General features: G+C 38.3%; 13 protein-coding genes. 6 read left to right on the top strand and 7 right to left on the bottom strand.

Annotated features, from left to right (window positions below; genetic code table 11):
- Positions 1 to 7 precede the first annotated feature (7 nt).
- A complete protein-coding gene (gene prfA, locus QV04_RS07340) occupies positions 8 to 1,090 on the bottom strand; it encodes a peptide chain release factor 1 (protein WP_039135818.1) in 1,083 nt (360 codons plus the stop codon).
- A gap of 243 nt (positions 1,091 to 1,333) precedes the next feature.
- Between prfA and QV04_RS07335 the strand changes: the two genes are divergently transcribed.
- Positions 1,334 to 2,542: an aromatic amino acid transporter gene (locus QV04_RS07335; protein WP_039135819.1), complete on the top strand. Its 1,209-nt coding sequence runs from the start codon at positions 1,334 to 1,336 to the stop codon at positions 2,540 to 2,542.
- Positions 2,543 to 2,626: 84 nt separating this feature from the next.
- Here QV04_RS07335 and QV04_RS07330 read toward each other — a convergent pair whose 3' ends face one another.
- From QV04_RS07330 to hemC, 6 genes are all read right to left on the bottom strand, one after another.
- Positions 2,627 to 5,692 carry a type III restriction-modification system endonuclease gene (locus tag QV04_RS07330; RefSeq protein ID WP_065230716.1) on the bottom strand — a complete coding sequence of 1,022 codons (3,066 nt, stop codon included), beginning with the start codon at positions 5,690 to 5,692 and terminating at the stop codon, positions 2,627 to 2,629.
- Between the two features lie 9 nt (positions 5,693 to 5,701).
- A complete protein-coding gene (locus tag QV04_RS07325; RefSeq protein WP_231924864.1) occupies positions 5,702 to 7,564 on the bottom strand; it encodes a site-specific DNA-methyltransferase in 1,863 nt (620 codons plus the stop codon).
- 110 nt (positions 7,565 to 7,674) lie between these two features.
- A complete protein-coding gene (locus QV04_RS07320; RefSeq protein ID WP_065230715.1) occupies positions 7,675 to 8,940 on the bottom strand; it encodes a heme biosynthesis protein HemY in 1,266 nt (421 codons plus the stop codon).
- A 15-nt stretch (positions 8,941 to 8,955) separates the two neighbouring features.
- Positions 8,956 to 10,485: a uroporphyrinogen-III C-methyltransferase gene (locus tag QV04_RS07315; protein ID WP_065230714.1), complete on the bottom strand. Its 1,530-nt coding sequence runs from the start codon at positions 10,483 to 10,485 to the stop codon at positions 8,956 to 8,958.
- A gap of 27 nt (positions 10,486 to 10,512) precedes the next feature.
- Complete coding sequence (locus QV04_RS07310) at positions 10,513 to 11,271, bottom strand: uroporphyrinogen-III synthase (protein ID WP_065230713.1); 759 nt, start codon at positions 11,269 to 11,271, stop codon at positions 10,513 to 10,515.
- Positions 11,272 to 12,201, bottom strand: coding sequence for a hydroxymethylbilane synthase (gene hemC / locus QV04_RS07305; RefSeq protein WP_065230712.1), 930 nt, complete (start codon positions 12,199 to 12,201; stop codon positions 11,272 to 11,274). It lies immediately after the preceding gene.
- Between the two features lie 211 nt (positions 12,202 to 12,412).
- On the opposite strand from hemC, the gene QV04_RS07300 reads away from it, so the two are divergent.
- From QV04_RS07300 to QV04_RS07280, 5 genes are all read left to right on the top strand, one after another.
- A complete protein-coding gene (locus tag QV04_RS07300; protein ID WP_065230711.1) occupies positions 12,413 to 14,884 on the top strand; it encodes a class I adenylate cyclase in 2,472 nt (823 codons plus the stop codon).
- Between the two features lie 174 nt (positions 14,885 to 15,058).
- Positions 15,059 to 15,688, top strand: a complete 630-nt coding sequence (locus tag QV04_RS07295; RefSeq protein ID WP_039135826.1) for a response regulator — start codon at positions 15,059 to 15,061, stop codon at positions 15,686 to 15,688.
- Between the two features lie 135 nt (positions 15,689 to 15,823).
- The gene (locus tag QV04_RS07290) at positions 15,824 to 16,963 is read left to right on the top strand and encodes a hypothetical protein (protein ID WP_039135827.1); all 1,140 of its coding nucleotides are present in this window, start codon (positions 15,824 to 15,826) and stop codon (positions 16,961 to 16,963) included.
- 1 nt (position 16,964) lies between these two features.
- Positions 16,965 to 17,330, top strand: a complete 366-nt coding sequence (locus QV04_RS07285) for a DUF488 domain-containing protein (RefSeq protein WP_039135828.1) — start codon at positions 16,965 to 16,967, stop codon at positions 17,328 to 17,330.
- Positions 17,331 to 17,509: 179 nt separating this feature from the next.
- A complete protein-coding gene (locus QV04_RS07280) occupies positions 17,510 to 18,220 on the top strand; it encodes an OmpW family outer membrane protein (protein WP_039135829.1) in 711 nt (236 codons plus the stop codon).
- Positions 18,221 to 18,292: the final 72 nt, after the last annotated feature.

The following is an 18,292-nucleotide window of genomic DNA, read 5'->3' as shown; positions in this document are numbered from 1 at the left end:
GTGCGAATTACTCATTTTCAGATAAAGCAGCAAGCTGTTCCGCTTGATATTCGGTGATAATAGGTTGAATTAAGTCATCAATTTTTCCGTTCATAATTTCATCCAAACGGTATAAGGTTAAATTGATGCGATGATCGGTAACACGCCCTTGTGGGTAGTTATAAGTACGAATTTTATCGGAACGATCTCCCGATCCTAACAAACTACGTCGAGTATCCGCTTGCTCTGCGGCTTTACGCTCCTCTTCCGCCTGCACTAATCTGGATGCCAACACTGACATCGCTTTCGCTTTATTTTTATGTTGTGAACGTTCATCCTGACATTCCACCACAATACCGGTTGGAATATGAGTAATACGCACCGCAGAATCGGTGGTATTAACGTGCTGTCCTCCGGCACCGGATGAACGATAAGTATCAATACGCAAATCGGCTGGATTAATTTCAGGCAAGGCGGATTCCGGCAATTCCGGCATTACTGCCACAGTACAGGCTGAAGTATGAATTCGACCTTGCGATTCAGTTTTTGGCACACGTTGCACACGATGACCACCGGATTCAAATTTTAATTGACCATAAACATTCTCACCGCTGATTTTGACGATAATCTCTTTATAACCACCCTGCTCGCTCTCATTCGCACTCAACACCTCCGTACGCCAACGCTTACTTTCCGCATAACGGCTGTACATTCTGAACAAATCACCAGCAAAAATTCCAGCTTCATCGCCACCAGTCCCAGCACGAATTTCTAAATAACAGTTATACTCATCATTCGGATCTTTCGGTAACAATAGAATCTGTAACTGTTGTTCGCTCTCTTCAATGCCTTGAGTACAATGTGCAATTTCTTCTTCCGCCATCTCTTTCATACTCGGGTCATCAAGTAGAATTTGTGCCTCTTGCAAATCACTATTAAGCTGTTTCCAGCGAGCAAAACATTTCACCACCTCTTCCAATTGTGAATACTCTTTTGAATATGCTCTGAATTTCTCCTGATCATTGATTACTGAAGGATCGCCAAGCAATGCCTGCAACTCTTCATAACGCTCATCTAATGTTTCTAATTTACTGATAATAGAGGCTTTCATCATTCACCTTTTATAAATGTTATAACTTGAACTGAAAAATCTGCTTATTCTAACGAATAATCATAATGATGAACAGGTAAATCACATCATTCTTTTCGCTCGTTTCGTCCCGATTTTTGTTACAAAAAGAATAAAAAATAAGCTATTAAAACAATGAAAATCGGAAACTGTAAAAAATAGATTACATTGTAAACCTTTTTATATACAATCAAGGCTCTCATCCACTCTCAAAGAGAATTTATTATGAAAAATAAAACGTTAGGTAGTGCTTTAATCGTCGCCGGAACCACCATCGGCGCAGGAATGTTGGCGATGCCGATTACATCCGCTGAAATGGGGTTCGGTTACACTTTATTATTACTTTTTATCCTTTGGGCTTTGCTTTCTTATAGTGCGTTGTTGTTTGTTGAGGTTTATCAGAAAGCGGAACGCAAAGATGCCGGAATAGCCACCTTGGCTGAACAACATTTCGGTATGGTTGGTAGGGTTTTAGCCACCTTATCCCTTGTGATTTTTATGTATGCTATCTTAACCGTCTATTCTTTGGGCGGTGGTGATCTTTTTGCACCGTTTTTAACGATTTTCGGTGAACACGCCTCCACTGCGGCGATCATCGGTTTCGTGGTTATTTTGGCGATTGCGGTCACTATCGGTACAAACGCCGTTGATGGTTTTACCCGCCTATTATTCCTGATTAAACTGGTGGCGTTTGCCTTAGTGCTGTTCTTAATGTTGCCAAAAGTAACCGCTGAAAATTTGGGTGCTTTACCGCTTAATTACTTTTTAATTATCTCCGCCAGCCCGGTCTTTTTCACCTCCTTCGGTTTCCACGTTGTTATCCCAAGTATCAACAACTATTTAGATGGAGATATTCGCCGTTTACGTATTGCCATTATCGGCGGAACCGCTATTCCGTTGGTGGCGTATATTGTGTGGCAAATGGCAACTCACGGTGTTTTTGAGCAATCACAATTTGTGCAAATTATTCGTGATGACCCAACATTAAACGGCTTGGTTAACGCTACTTACAAAGCAACTGGTAGTGATTTAATCAGTGGTGCGGTGCGTACCTTCTCAACTTTAGCATTAATCACCTCTTTCCTAGGTGTATCGTTAGCATTAGTTGACTGTTTAGATGATTTGTTAAAACGCGTTCACATTACAGCAAATCGCTTCACTTTAAGCCTATTAACCTTTGTCCCGACGCTGTTATTTGCATTGTTCTATCGCGATTTCTTAGCGGTATTAACTTATGCTGGTCAAATGTTCACATTCTATGGTTTGGTACTACCAGTTGGTATGGTGTGGATGTTAAGACGCAAATATCCAGATTTACCATATCGAGTTATCGGCGGTAATATCGGTTTATTGGTTGCCTTGGTGCTAGGATTATTAATCATCAATGTGCCATTCTTAATTGATGCCGGCTATTTACCAAAAGTTGCCGGTTAACGACTTTCCTCAAATAAATGACACAAAGACCGCAGAACATTGCGGTCTTTGTTTTTTATGCAGCATCTGCTTTTCATGTGGTTTTCACTGCACAATTTCCACTAACTTTTCAAAACTCTCTACCACATCATATTGCACCTTTTCAGGTGTAAAACGGCGATTCATTTCGGCAAAGAATTTTTTAGCACATTCGATTTTGCTCTGCTCAATAGTGCGCAAATCCATACTCGACATCGATCCCTTCGTTTCAGCGACAAAATAGACGTGTTTCACTGTTCCTTCTTTAAAAGCGATTGCCCAATCGGGGTTATAATCACCTACCGGCGTAGGGATAAAGAAGCCACGTGGCAATTTGGCATAAACCACAACTTCGGCACTGGTTTCCAAATGTTGGGCAAATTCACGTTCAATTTTGGAATCAGTAACTACATAGTCATAAATATGATGTCTTGGCGTAGCAAGCGCATTTTGCAGTTTGGACGCATTTTGCCCTAAGGTAAAAATGCTTGGATCAAATTTTTCTTCAATCGTGTCATAGGCAAGATGCTCAATAATCGTCGTGGCTTTTTGTTCATTAATCAGGCGAATCGCTTCGGTAATGAATTGCTCGGGATTGATTGCAAACTTCGCCAATGCGATCTTTTTCATTCCCATCAGCATCTTTGCTACCGTTTGTCGTGTCAACTGCGTACCTTCAGTGATTTTACCAATCAAATCATAACGCACGGCAGAATACGCTGAATGATAGCTCTCTTGTGGTGTGCTTTCTTTGAGCTGAAAACTTCTGCCGCCTTGCAGGTCTTCATAAGCGATCTGTGCTTTTTGTTCACCCTTTTCCACGCGGTATTGCAACGGTGCAACGTGTAAACTATTTAATGCTCCAATCGCTTTTTCAACCAACTCATTAGAATCAAAATGCACAGTATAGACAGCTTTATGATTGATACGCTGCCACAATGCTTTAAAGGCTTGTTTGTTAAAATTTTCATTAAGTGCATTAAGTTTTGGTGCACGGTCATCATCCACCAAAGCACTCAAGGCTTCGGCATTATAGAGGTTGTCAATCAGATGGCGAATACTCGGCGCATAAGGCTGTAAATCTTCAGGCAGAGACGCAAGGTTTCCAGCTTTTTTCGCTGAATGATATTGCTCAGTGATTTGATCATTTTCATCGACATAATCATTCTTAACCAAATACTGATAGATTTTTTTCGCCGTTCTTTCATCCACTTTGATTTTTTCGCCTTGTACATTTTCAATGGTTTTACCGGTGAAATAAGCAATTTCGGCTTTTTGTGGACGAGCGGAAAGCGATTCGCTGATGTCTTTTTGCAAGCCTTTGACAAAATCTTGATAACTCTCATTCGCCACTACAGTCAGCACATTAATATCATACACAGTGGCAGGATTATCCATACGTTCACCCGTTTGATTGACCGCAAGGCGCAAACCACGCCCTACTTCCTGGCGGCGAGAGATGGTGTTATCACTATGTTTCAGTGTACAAATCACGAAAACATTTGGGTTATCCCAACCCTCACGCAACGCGGAATGCGAAAAAATAAAGCGCACAGGTTCTTCAAAAGAGAGCAAGCGTTCTTTATCTTTTAAAATCAGATCATAGGCATCAACATCATCGGCTTCATTCCCATTGTTCTTTTTCACTTTGGGATCAATCAAACGCTTGTTCTTATCAATAGAAAAATAGCCGTTATGCGTTTTTTCGCTAGAAATACCTTTTAAATAATCGCCGTAATCGCCTAGTTCCAGCCACGGCAATTCATTTAAACAGGCTTTGTACTCTTCTTCAAAAATGCGAGCGTATTCACCTTTTTCGTCAGGTTGATCATAATCACGATATTTCGCCACTTCATCAATAAAAAACAGCGATAGCACTTTAATTCCACGTACAAACAACTGACGCTCTTTCTCAAAATGGGCGGCAATCGCTTCACGGATTTGAATACGGCGCAACACCGTTTCATTGATATCGCCGATCGCCTCGCCTGTTTTTAATTCCATACCATTGAGAAAACTGACACTATCGATATTGGCGTTGATGTCTGAAACAACAAAGCCCGTACGGTATTGTTCCAAACCACCTGAAAGATCAAACAAATTGTCGCCTTTCTTGAATTTTCGGCAAATGCGTTTGATATTGCCTGAAGCATTTTTTTGCTCAAACTCGATCACCGCTTCCGGCGGTTTTTTCGGGGAAATCTCAATTTTTTCTAAATACAAATAGCCTGCTGTGCCTGCCAAACCTTTGACACTGATGCCACGCACGGCAATTTTTTTCACCAATTTTTGGTTATAGGCATCCAATGCATCCAGCCGGAAAATCTTGTTGTAAGTGGTTTTATGGGTGGCAGAATAACGCAGCACCATCAATGCCTTAAACTGCTCCAAAGATTTCAGCGTTTTATCACCTTCCATCTTTTGCGGTTCATCCAAAATCAAAATAGGACGATTGGCACTGATCACCTCAATCGGACGGCGTGATTGAAAGTCGTCCAATTCCTCATAAATCCGGCGATTGTCTTTCCCGGTGGCATTAAACGCTTGCACGTTAATCACCATTACGTTAATGCCTGCATCACTGGAAAAACTCTCTAAATGGTGCAGCTGCTTGGAATCATATACAAAAAATTTTGCTTTTTTACCGTAAGTTTCTTGAAAATGATCGGCGGTAATTTCCAGCGTTTTTTTCACGCCTTCACGAATGGCAATGCTTGGCACCACAATAATAAACTTACACCAGCCATATCGCCGATTCAGCTCAAACATCGTTTTAATATAACAATAAGTTTTGCCTGTGCCGGTTTCCATTTCAATATCTAAATTGATAGGGGCAATTTTATTTTTCACCAACTTTTCGGAAACAGGCAAATTTTGCCGCTGCTGTACATTTTGCACATTGTCCAATAATTGTTCAGGAAGGATTTCAATGTCGGCATTGCGGTAGGCAGCACTGTTATTGTTATCGTTAAAATTCATCGCAAGTTGCGAATTTCCGGCACGTTTCTTCTTACCCAAATCCATACGGTAATGAAAGTTGGTTTCGCCATATTGCGGTTGATGAGCAAAACAATCCACCACCGCTTTTACCGCTTCGCTTTGATAAGCTTGAATTTTGAATTTCAGTTTCATCGCCATTCCTTAAATCGTCTTCACTTCCGTACTTTCGGAATATTGTTGAAAAATTTGTCCGGCATTGATTTTTGCTGCATCGTCTTTAAAGCTGTCATCACGGAAGACGGCTCGCAAAGGTCGGTATTTAGTCAATGCAGTGATGAAATCATTATCCACTGTCTGTTTATCAAAGCAGGCGATCAGCGTATTGCCGTCAACGAAAAAGACAGTACGCCCCATAATTTGTTTGATCTCAATCGGCAACGACAAATCCACGCTCCAATCGAGCATCACTTGGAATAATAAATCTTCAGGCGTGCGGTCGGGTTTGATGTTGTCGCTCACTTGGTTCAGCCAATCCTGTTGAGATTGTTGTATTTTTTTGAGGGTTTCTTCAGGAGTGTAATAGACGTCCGCCATATTGGAGGTGTCGGTTTTCAGCACCCGAAAACCGCCGTCCCAGTTTTCAGGCAGTTTATCGGCAAAATCGTTGCGAATTTTGTCGGTAGCACGGCGAATGCGTTCTTTGGTAATTTCAGCAATGGTGGTAAACCCTGCTTTAAAAGCTTCAGATTTTTCCTCTGTTTTTTCAGGCAACTGCACACAAATAAAACGGCGATTGCCTCCGTCTTCGGCATTGAGCTGCATTACGGCGTGAGCGGTTGTGCCTGAACCTGCGAAAAAGTCTAAAAATATTTCATTATTATTTTTTGTGAAAAGACTAGTCCCTTGAATTAACTCTTTTACTAAACTAAGCGGTTTTGGATATTCAAAAAATTTATTTAATTTAATTTGTTCTAAGTCTTTAACACCTTCCTTGTTTAAATGCTTCAGAATGCTATAGAATTTAGTACCATCTTCATCAACTCTTCGCAATCTTCCGACAATGTGTTTTCCATTTTTAGGAATCAAAATATAGCTTCCTTGTCTTATTCCTTCATCTATTTCTATTTTTTTATCTATTCCCTTAACCTCTTCAATTTCTTCATAAAGCAATGTTCCGTATTTCCCAAATTCTCTACGCAACCAATCTTCTTCAATCCAATATTGAATACCATCCTTTTCAACTACTTTTCCTCTAATATCTTTCGGTTTAAAAATACCTTTAAAACTGCCTAAATTTTTAACATAGGTTAGCAAGCTATCATGACCTTTAATAACTTTTTTTGCTAACCCACCGCCTTCAGAACGAATAACAACCATATCTGCAAAAAAATTCCTTTCCCCAAATACCTCATCACATAATCTTTTTAAATTTGCCTGTTCATTATCATCAATTGAGATAAAAATCACGCCGTTATCCGCCAACAGATTTCTTGCCAGTTTTAATCTCGGATACATCATTGACAGCCAGTCGGAATGAAAACGCCCATTGCTTTCGCTGTTAACTTCCATACGGTTGCCGTCTTCATCTTTTTGGTTGGAACGACGCAGATAATCTTCAGTGTTTTCGGCAAAATCATCGGCATAAACGAAATCTTTGCCGGTGTTATAAGGTGGGTCGATATAAATCATTTTAACTTTGCCAAGATATGTTTCTTGCAAAAGTTTGAGGGCATCTAGGTTGTCGCCTTCGATAAAGAGGTTTTCAGTGGTGTCAAAATGTACGCTTTCATCACGCACAGGACGCAGGGTTTTAGCGATGGGTGCGTTGGCAGTCAAAAGTGCTTCGTGCTTACCGGGCCAGTTAAGCTGATAACGTTCTACCCCCCCCCCGACCAGACTGCCGGAAAGTTCTTGTTGCAACAGTTCAAAATCAATGGCTATTTTGGGTTTACCATTTTCATCTAAAACTTCAGTGGTGCAGTTAGGGAAAATTTCGGCGATTTTTGCAATGTTTTTGTCCGTCAGATTAGGGCTGTGCATTTTTAGCTTATCTATATTGTTCATTTGTTAATTCCTTGATAACCATAAAAATCTGCACCTTACTCAGTTGGCTAATTAATCCAACTTTTGGGATGCAGATCAAAGCGTATTTTTAAATCTTAAATAAAACGAAACTATTTTTTCTCTAAACTCAACACATCATCTGTGGTTAGTTCAGTATTACCATCAATCTTCATTGTATCTTTCAAACACTGCTGACGGATTTGTTGAGCTGCGGTCATATCATTTGCTTTCTCAGCCAAATAAGCCGCAACAGTATAATCTTGAACTTCAATATCGGCTTTATCTTCTGTTGCTAAAATTTTTGCAAACGCCTGTCGAGCTTTATCAAATTCATTAGCACGTAATGAAAGATAACCAATTGCTCGGACAAAAGCACAATTCAATTTAGCATCAGTCTGCAATTTAGCCGATTTTTCTAACCACTTCAGTATTTTGCTGCTGTTAGCCACTTGCAAGCGAGCAATTTGCGTGACAAAAGCCAACATTTCGCTGCTTTCAATACGTTTAAATGAATCTAATACCAATCGATAAGCTGAATCGTGATCATCACTATCAATTAAGCGACGGATCATACCAACAATTGCATAGCTGTTTTGACGACGTGAACGCGGTTGATCTTCCCACCATTTCAATAAACCGTCGATACCCTCTTCATTCATTTTTTCATCAAGCAGACCATCAACAACCTGATGTTGTAATTGCATAAATTCAGCTTCAGCATATAAACCGCTTTTACCAATCTTCGGTAATAGATTATCCAACGCCAAATAAGCGTGAGAACGAAGATAAATTTCCACCGCCAAACGCAACACTTCGACATTTTTCGGCGCCAACACTAGCAAACTGTCCACCGCTGTTCTTGCCGTCGGTAATTTATTCTGTTGTAACAGAATACGAGTACGAGCCAATTCAACAATTAAATTATCTGAACCGGCAAGTTCTGTCGCTTCAATTAAGTATTTATTAGCGCTGAACTCATCACCACGTTGTTGCGCGGCTTCCGCTGCTTTAACAAAATTCAAAATTGGTTCGGATGAATGTTTCGCATTTTTACCAATCAATTTTTCGGCTTTAGCGTAATTTCCTTCATCCATCTTCACAAACCCCTGCAAAATCTGTTGCTGAGCTTTACGACGTTTTCTCACAGAGAACCAATTATAAGTACCACTACTTAAACGGAAAAATCGAGAAATCACCCATTCAATACCATAAACAAGCGCCAATGCGACAACAAAAAATATCACCAGCATTGTAATGCTCATCTCAATACTGTGAGATTCTGTCAAAATACGCACATAACCCTGTTTACCCGAAATATAAGGCCCACTAATAAAACCAACCAGCAGGATAATCATTAAGAATAATACTCTGAACATATCGTATCTCTCCCACTATTCTGTTTTTTCCGGAATTTGTTCTGTATTCGGATTTTCCGATACAGGTTGTTGTGGTGTAGCTGTTTTATCATCCGTAGCGACTTCAGGCACAACGTCTTTTGCTGCTTTCTCTTCCTCTTTATTTTCTTCTAGAATTTGTGAATTAGCTTTCAAATCAACTTTCTCAATTTGATGTGACTGTTTATGTAGTATTTCATCAAGAACGGTCAAACTTTCAAAGGTATTCGGTGCATCAACGTAAATAGACTGTTCTGATAACTCATCTAGCTGTTGTAAGAATTTTTGTGTTAAAGCACTATCAACATTAAAGTAACTTCTTACCCAGCTAGTAACAGCTTCAAGTGAACTTTTATAAAGCTCATTCTGCTGGCGAGGCACAGCTAGGATAGCAATCTGCAATCGTAAACGAATATTTTCACGTAAATAGATATCCTGATTTGGAGCAAGCAGTGCTTTTTCAACCGGATCTCGTGGTTGAATGCGGATAAAATGATTTAAGAAAGAATTGGCAGATTTTTCAATATTACTTTTCCAATCACTAATAGAGTTTGAAGGCTCATCACTATTTCCACTATCACTGTTACTAGCAGATAAATCCAATAATTCCAAATCATCAATAGAATTAGCTAGTTGTGATAATTTTTGCATAATGGCATTTTGATCAACATCATTCACGTTTGCCAACCGTTTTAAATCTTGTGCAATTGCGGTACGCACGGTAATTGCACGAGGATCGGTAACATCATTGAGTACTAAATCAGCCTCTTTTAATAATGAAATAGCCGTTCCTAAATCATTATCTATGATCAATTTACGCTGTGCATTACTCAATAGAAAATCCGCTTCCGACATTAGCCACTCATTTGGCTGAGTTTGTGATCTTTCTGCCATAGTTTTATTAAGCTGCGTCTGTAATGCAATAATCTGCTGGTCGGTAATACCTTTATTTTGTTGTAACACATCTAATGTTGATTTGGTTGCATTCAGCTCCTGTTCAGTTTTCGTTAATGCTTCTTTTAATGAGTTGACTTCTGTCATATCGACACTATTTGACGATGCTGCTTTTATCACTACTTGCTGACTGGATTCCAATGCTGAAACCTGTTGTTGCAAGTTAGATAGCTGTTGCTGCCCAAGATAATAGCCTCCGGCACCGACACCCAAAGCGACCAATAATGCCAACAAAGCTAATCCTTTGCCGCCACTGGATTTTTGTTTATTTTCTGTTGTTTTCATTGCTTTTTCCGCTTGTGTTGAAGTTGAATTAACCGAAGTTTTATCCTCTTCCACAGTGGTATCCACTTCCACTCTTTTATCTAATTTATCCTCTTTCTTATTTGCAGAAGCCTTTTTCTCATCAGTAACAACAATTTTTTCTGCCGTTTTTTCTGCTTCCACCGCTTGAGAATCTACCTGCTCCCTTTTATCAGGATCCTTACTGCTATTCTCATCTGTAGTCAACGACGCGCCTTCGTTTATTTCCGCACTGGTTTGAATATCAGTTTCGTTATGTTGTTTTTTCATCACTACACACCTTATCTATTATTTATCTCAAGAATGGGGATAAAAGGATAATATTGTTTTTAATAAACTAAGATTATCTGCCTTTTCAGAGAGAATAATCTTATCTGGTTGCCAACCTGCATCCAACGCAAGCTGTTTCAGACGATTACTAATCAGTACCAATTTACAACTCTTCAACCAATTATGTTCACTTTTTGGAATAAAATCCAGCAAATACCGCAAAATTTCACCACTGGTCACCACAATTGTATCAATACCAGCACGAGAAAAAAATTTCAATTCAGCTTCACTTAACTGCTGTGTTCGGCGACAATAACACGCCACTGTTTCCACAACTGCACCACGTTCCGGTAACTGATGCGGTAACAATTCTCGACCAGCTTGCCCTCTCAGTATAATAACACGTCGACCATTACAATTTTGCATTTGTGGCAATGCTAATAAACCCTCACTATTCTCATTAGCAAAGGGATAATGCACAGGTTGTTGTGTCGCCTCACTTAACAAAGCGGCAGTTTTTCGCCCTACTGCAAAATAATGCACATCTTTACGCCACCCGAAACCAGTATTTTGTAACACTTGATGAACATATTGTACCGCATATTGCGAAACACATATTACATAATCATCGGCAGCAAGTTGTTGCAATTTTTGTGGCACATCATTTAATTGTTCACCTGTTTCAATTTTAATGAAAGGCGCATAAATTGCCGCTACTCCCTCTTTATTTAACATCTCCGTTAGATGCTGACCAGCATCTTCCGGTCTTGTGACTAAAATACCCATTTATGATTTCATCGCTTGTAATAATAAAGCTTCTGCACCTTGTTCTAACAGCAACTCCGCCACTTGTACACCCAGCTGATCCGCTTGTGTCCGAGCTGCAGTTGCTTCAGCTCTTAATACCTTGCTACCATCAATCGAACCAACCAATGCACGCAAAAAGAGTTGATCACCATTCAAAATCGCATAACCGGCAATCGGCACTTGACAACCACCCTGTAACCTATTGTTCATTGCCCTTTCTGCAATAACACGATCCCAAGTTGCTTGATGTAACAATGGTTTTAATAATTGATTCACCCATTCATCATCCTGACGACACTCTACACCAACCGCACCTTGTCCGACCGCTGGCAAAGAAACTTCTGGCTCAATAAAACTACGAATACGTTGCTGTTCCCCTAAACGGATTAATCCGGCTGAAGCTAAAATAATCGCATCATATTCACCCTCATCCAATTTACGTAATCTTGTGCCTACATTGCCTCGTAATGTTTTTAACTGAATATCAGGGCGAAGTGCTTTCAACTGACATTGACGTCTTAAACTTGATGTTCCCACTACTGCATTTCGTGGCAATTCATCCAAACCGGCATATTGATTAGAAACAAAAGCATCACGCGCGTCTTCACGTTCGCAAATAACACTAAGGTGTAATCCTTGTGGAAATTGCATAGGTACATCTTTCATAGAGTGAACAGCAATATCAGCTCTCCCCTCCAGTAATGCCAATTCCAACTCTTTTACAAATAGCCCTTTACCACCAATTTTTGCTAATGGTGTATCTAAAAGCACATCACCTTTGGTCACCATTGTAACCAATTCCACTTTTAATTCAGGGTATAAAACTTGCAGTTTATGTTTAATATAATTGGCTTGCCATAATGCCAAAGGGCTTTGACGCGTTGCAATTCGGAGAACATTTTTTTGCATAATTAACTCTTTTTCTTCAAATTATTATTTACTCTATATCCTACCATTGTTGCCCGACATTGTCAGTGTTTCCCCTTGGCAACTTCATTGAGATTTATCAAAAACTATGCATCTGTGATAGGTCTACTATTTACCAATAAAGGTTAAAGTGTTAAAGTTTTTGTCAAATTATGTATTGAGATCATTTATCATAAGAGATAATAGGCCGTTGATGAACAATCTGGATGTCGCCAAAAAGAAAGTTGAACAGCTAGATAAACTACGTTTAGAACGGGCGCTTGCTGGAGCACCAAACGAGTTTCAGTATGTTCTAAATTTAGTTTGTGTTTTATTGCATCATAATATTCCCGAGCTACCGGGATATGTAGAAGATGCCCCTTTCGGTATTGTTAATTTTTCTTTCAACCGTTATCAAGAAAATTATCTTTCTTCAACACTATCCAATTTAGAACGTTATAACCTTAATCATAACAACACTCATAAAGCCGATATTTGTGGTGTTTATGCAATGGGTAGCTTAGGATCAATTACACAAACTTCTCGCTCAGATCTAGATTTGTGGGTTTGTGCCACTCGTAGCTTAACCCTAATTCAACAACAAAAATTACAACAAAAATTTTCTCTTATTTGTCAATGGGCACATAACGTTGGCGTGGAATTAAATCTGTTTTTAGTCGATCAGGATCGGTTTCGTTATAAACAAACTGCCGATCCACTTTCTGCCGATAATTGCGGTTCAAGTCAATATATGTTATTGCTAGATGAATTTTATCGTTCTGCCATTCGACTTGCGGGTCGCCCTTTATTGTGGCTACATTTAGCAGTCGAAGATGAATCAAAATACGATGAAACCGTGCGTCAACTTATAAATAACGGTCAATTAAACCCAAATGAGTGGGTAGACTTCGGTGGTTTAGGTAATCTTTCTGCTAATGAATATTTCGGCGCAACCTTATGGAATCTCTATAAAGGCATTGATTCACCTTATAAAGCGGTTATCAAAATTTTATTACTTGAATGCTATTCGTGGGAGTTTCCTAACACTAAACTAATTTCACACCAATTTAAACTAGACTTATTACTAGATCGCAATGTCATTCATCATTTTGACCCTTATATGGCAATGTTGGACAAAGTAACCGACTATCTGTTACGCATCAATGATCTGGAACGCCTTGATAATGTACGCCGCTGTTTTTATATCAAATCAATTGAAGACATTGATAATAATGAATTAACCGGTAATTGGCGCATTACCCTATTAATGAAACTAGCACGTCAGTGGCAGTGGGATAATGATACTATTCAAGAATTAAACCAAAAAAAATATTGGCGGATCAAACAGATAAGAAAAAGTTACAACAGTCTTGTTAATTTATTAATGTGTAGTTATCGCCAATTAATGGAGTTTGCTCGTAAATATAATATTTCCGGAGTAGGCATTATTCCTGAAGATATCAGTATCTTAACTCGAAAACTTTACGCTGCATTTGAAGAGTTACCAGGCAAAGTAACCTTGTTTAACCCTAATATTTCCACCAATATTGCGGAAAAAGAACTCACTTTTGTTGAAACCGATGGCAATTCAGCAATGAGCAAAGGTTGGTATCTGTTAAATCAAGCACCGAAAATTTCTTCATTATCAAAATATCGCCACGTTGAGTACAATCCACAGCTCAATAAACTGGTCTGTTGGGCTTATTTTAATGGTGTATTAACTGAAGAGACAGAATTTAACATTATCAGCAAAAATGTGTCATTGGAAACTTTAAAACAATTCATTGCAGATTTAAGAAACACCTTCCCGGTACAAGTTAAACCTGCAACCAATGCCGATTTGTATCAACCTTGCGAAATTCGCAATTTAGCAGTTATCGTCAATTTAGTGAACGATCCTACAGAAGAAGCCTCACTACTCGATCACCATTTCCGTTTACAGCCTAAACATCTGTTCAATAATTTAAGTAGTAAACAGACAAAATTAATTGGCAGTATTGATTTTACTTATCGTAATTTATGGAATGAGATCAGAACACTGCATTTTGAAGGCCCAAGCGCTATTTTTCGTGCATTAAAAGTATTATCTAACAAAATTTATCGAAGTTCCGTACCGATCAACTCTGTCAGTGTATTCTGTTATAGCAGACATTATCGGAATATTCTTAGTCGTTTTGTAAGTGAACTGATAGAGCGTTGCATTAACATTCAAACCAGTAATTTAATCAATAGCAATCAGCTTAATACTCTGCACGTTGCTAGCGAAGCGTGGAATCATTTTTTTCATAAAAATGAATTCAATATTACAGAAGAAATTCTGAATGAAAACCAACATAAAAATATCGCCATTGCTCAAAAACCGCACGCAGGAGGTGAATTAAAATATCCTCAAGCAATAGAGTTCTATTCAAATGAAGGCTTTCTTCAATTCTTTTTTGAAGATAATAATGACAATACGTTTAATATTTATATTCTTGATGAAAGCAATCAGCTCGAAGCTTATTATCATTGTGACGGTGTTAAAAGTCAGAAAATTGAAGAAATCAATCAAATCTATCGTACCGCTTCAAACGGAGATAATAATACACCATTCCAAATTTCAAAAAATAAATTTAATTACCCACAGTTTTATCAAATTAATCATCTACAAGGAAAAACAACAATCACTCCATATCATTCAGAGTAGTTTCTCTCCCCCCCCCCTAAATGACGGCAATTTCGCTAAGACAGGGAAAGGTTTTATTTAACCTAAATCAATATTTATCTTCATTAAGATAAAATTTCCCCAGCAAAATAACACTCTTCATATTCATCTTGTGATAGTATGTATCGTATTTTTGAAAAAATGGGGTTATTTTAGATGAAGAAAACAACAGTTTTAGTGATTGATGATCACCCATTAATGCGTCGAGGCATTACTCAACTCTTACAATTAGATGATTCTTTTGAAATATTAGCTGAAGCTAGTAATGGCACTGAAGGGTTAGCATTAGCCAAACAATTCTCACCGGATATGATTATTCTAGACCTCAATATGAAAGGGATGTCCGGTTTAGATGTGTTAAAAGCGTTACGACTTGATGATATTGATGCTCGTATTGCCGTCTTAACTGTCTCTGATGCTCGTTCTGATATTTTTGCACTGATAGAAGCCGGCGCTGATGGTTATCTATTAAAAGACACCGAACCGGACACTTTATTAATACAGTTGAAAAAAATTGCTGAAGGACAGGTTGTGTTAAGCGATGCTGTTAAACAACGCCTGTTAGACAATCACTCCGCTAATGATCCATTACAACTATTGACCGAACGTGAAATGGATGTATTAAAACTTATCGCTACCGGTTTATCTAATAAACAGATTGCTAATCAATTATTTATTTCTGAAGAAACTGTTAAAGTACATATCCGAAATCTATTACGCAAACTGAATGTACATTCTCGTGTTGCCGCCACAGTACTCTATCTGGAACACCGGCATTTAGATTAAAACTTAATTGACGGGCTAAATGGGTTACTTTCGATAAAAATTAGACAAATTCACTGTAACCCTGATTACGCTTTACAAATTCTTGATATAATAGCTCGCCATATAACACCACACATCGAAAGATTAGGTAAATAAATGAAGTTATTCTCTTTCTGCTTTTTTAGTCTACTGTTGCTTTTATATACCACTACTGCCAATGCTAATTGGAAACAGGTTGGTAAAGCTGAATATAACTGGGGACCATTCCATATTTATACCGTTTCTCTATTCACTGAAAACGGTACTTACAGCAGTGAACAACGCCCACTTATGTTAAGAATTAAATTTGCCAAACCTGTTGAAGGAAAAAACTTTGCAATTTCTCTCTTCAAAGAGATGGCATTGGATAAAATGCCAACTGATCAAGCAGAAAATTTAAGAAAACGCCTTATAAAGAATTTTCCCGATTTTAAACCTGACGACGTGTTGAATTATATTGCCTTGGATAACGAAGGTTATTTTGTTTTAAATGACACTATTTTAACTGAACGATTTGATCCCACATTTAATCGAGAATTTATTGCCATTTGGTTGGATTCTCCAAGCAGTTTCAAGCAGTTACAACCGCGTTTATTAGGTGAAAAGAAAGAAGAACAGACGGCAACAACCGTAACAGAAAATGCCGATGCAACCAAAGCAAATTCAAGCACACAAACTGCTGATAGCAATTCTACCGAAAATACACAACAATCTGCTAAAACACCTGAAACAGAGGAAAAAGTAAAAGCGGATAACTCCAGTGTAAACAGTACTCACAGTTCAAGTACAAAAGAAGAAAAACCAACTAAAGCTAACGGTAGCGACAAATCAGCAGTAGAAACTAATAAGGTTAGAAAACAAGATAATAGTGCGGTAGAACAAACAACGAGCGATGTCGAGAGTAAAATTAAGTCATCGCAACCACGAACCTCTTCAACGCAAGAGATAACTAAAAAGAGTGCCGATGCAAATCAGGCATCAAAAATGAAGGAATCCGATATGAAAACCCAATCTGTTAGCGCAGACACCAAAACTGTTAACACAGACACAAAATCAACAGCAACAAACACGCAAACAGACGATAAAAACGCTGTGAATGAAGAAAAGACGAACACAACAACGGATAGCAAAAAATCACAGCAGGAAGATTCAGACACTGAACAATCAAAAGCGCAAGAGCCAGATGCTGAAGAACCAATCGAACCGGCAATTGAATGTGATCCAATTTTGCCATTCTTAAAACAATATCATTGCTAATATGAATAATTTAGAAATTAAGCGTATTTATCAACCCATCGATCAAAACGATGGGTTTCGTATTTTAGTGGATAGACTGTGGCCTCGTGGCATAAAAAAAGCCGAAGCGGAAATTAATTTATGGGCAAAAGAGATTACGCCTTCACCGCAATTACGCAAATGGTTCAATCACGAAGCTGATAAATTTGAACAGTTCAAGCAGAACTATCTCGTTGAATTAAATAATAATCCTTATGGTGTTAAATTTGTAGAGATATGCAAACAACAAATATCACAGCAAAATGTTACGCTACTCTATGCAGCTAAAGATCCTCTATATAATCACGCATTGGTATTAAAACAGTGGTTATTGACTCAATTAAAATGAAATTGATCTAAATTCAAGTTTATACTTTCTGCCAACTCTCTGATTTTTGATATATTTCAAAAGTTCCACATTAATTAAAAATTCATTGATATTTATCAAAAAAACACCTACTAAAAAGAGGTATCTTTGTTTTCGTCATTAAGACAGTGTCTCAGATACCTATTTTCAAGGAGGGTTTTATGAAAAAATTAGCACTAGCACTTGCAACTTCCGCTGCATTATTAGCAGCTTCTTCCGCAGCAATGGCTCACCAAGCCGGTGAATTCTTTGTTCGTGGTGGTCCAATTTTAGCTGTTCCAAATACCGATACTCACAACTATAAAAGTGATCTTCCATTATCTTATGATTTTGATGTAAACAGTAATGCACAACTTGGTTTAACCGGTACTTATATGATTACCGATAACCTTGGGGTAGAATTATTGGCAGCATCTCCATTTAGCCACGAAATTAAATTAAATACACTTTCTGTAGGTAATAATGATATTAAAGATGTCGGTACTATTGCGAAAACCAAACATTTACCACCTAGTCTCTATTTACAATACTATTTCTTAGATGCAAATTCTCCGGCTCGCCCATATGTCGGTGCAGGTATTAATTATACTCATTTCTTTGATACTCACTTTAATTCAACAATCGACAATGCGGGATTAGGTGTTACTGCACATAATCTTAAATTGAAGGATTCTTGGGGTCCAGTTGTAAATGCTGGTATTGATATCAATATTACCGATAAATTATTCTTCAACACCTCTGTATGGTGGGCTAAAATTAAGACCAAAGCGACTTTCGATTTGAAAGAGGCTAATGGTAAAATGCACTCTCAAGAAGCACGTGTTACTCTTGACCCAACCATCTTCTTCGTTGGTTTAGGTTATCGTTTCTGATTTACTGTTAATATTTAAATATTCCAATTAAAGCCATAGCAAAATGATCTGACCCCTAAAAGTTGGCATAGT

Origin of the sequence: Gallibacterium genomosp. 1, assembly GCF_001678575.1 — a bacterium.
Taxonomy (GTDB): Bacteria; Pseudomonadota; Gammaproteobacteria; order Enterobacterales; family Pasteurellaceae; genus Gallibacterium.
Note: the sequence above shows the minus strand (reverse complement) of the source record. Positions and strands in the feature narration are given on the sequence as shown.

Bases quoted from the DNA above. Each gene is read 5' to 3' on its own strand.
- prfA (WP_039135818.1), bottom strand. From the start codon at position 1,090: ATGAAAGCCTCTATTATCAGTAAATTAGAAACATTAGATGAGCGTTAT.
- QV04_RS07335 (WP_039135819.1), top strand. From the start codon at position 1,334: ATGAAAAATAAAACGTTAGGTAGTGCTTTAATCGTCGCCGGAACCACC.
- QV04_RS07330 (WP_065230716.1), bottom strand. From the start codon at position 5,692: ATGAAACTGAAATTCAAAATTCAAGCTTATCAAAGCGAAGCGGTAAAA.
- QV04_RS07325 (WP_231924864.1), bottom strand. From the start codon at position 7,564: ATGAACAATATAGATAAGCTAAAAATGCACAGCCCTAATCTGACGGAC.
- QV04_RS07320 (WP_065230715.1), bottom strand. From the start codon at position 8,940: ATGTTCAGAGTATTATTCTTAATGATTATCCTGCTGGTTGGTTTTATT.
- QV04_RS07315 (WP_065230714.1), bottom strand. From the start codon at position 10,485: ATGAAAAAACAACATAACGAAACTGATATTCAAACCAGTGCGGAAATA.
- QV04_RS07310 (WP_065230713.1), bottom strand. From the start codon at position 11,271: ATGGGTATTTTAGTCACAAGACCGGAAGATGCTGGTCAGCATCTAACG.
- hemC (WP_065230712.1), bottom strand. From the start codon at position 12,201: ATGCAAAAAAATGTTCTCCGAATTGCAACGCGTCAAAGCCCTTTGGCA.
- QV04_RS07300 (WP_065230711.1), top strand. From the start codon at position 12,413: ATGAACAATCTGGATGTCGCCAAAAAGAAAGTTGAACAGCTAGATAAA.
- QV04_RS07295 (WP_039135826.1), top strand. From the start codon at position 15,059: ATGAAGAAAACAACAGTTTTAGTGATTGATGATCACCCATTAATGCGT.
- QV04_RS07290 (WP_039135827.1), top strand. From the start codon at position 15,824: ATGAAGTTATTCTCTTTCTGCTTTTTTAGTCTACTGTTGCTTTTATAT.
- QV04_RS07285 (WP_039135828.1), top strand. From the start codon at position 16,965: ATGAATAATTTAGAAATTAAGCGTATTTATCAACCCATCGATCAAAAC.
- QV04_RS07280 (WP_039135829.1), top strand. From the start codon at position 17,510: ATGAAAAAATTAGCACTAGCACTTGCAACTTCCGCTGCATTATTAGCA.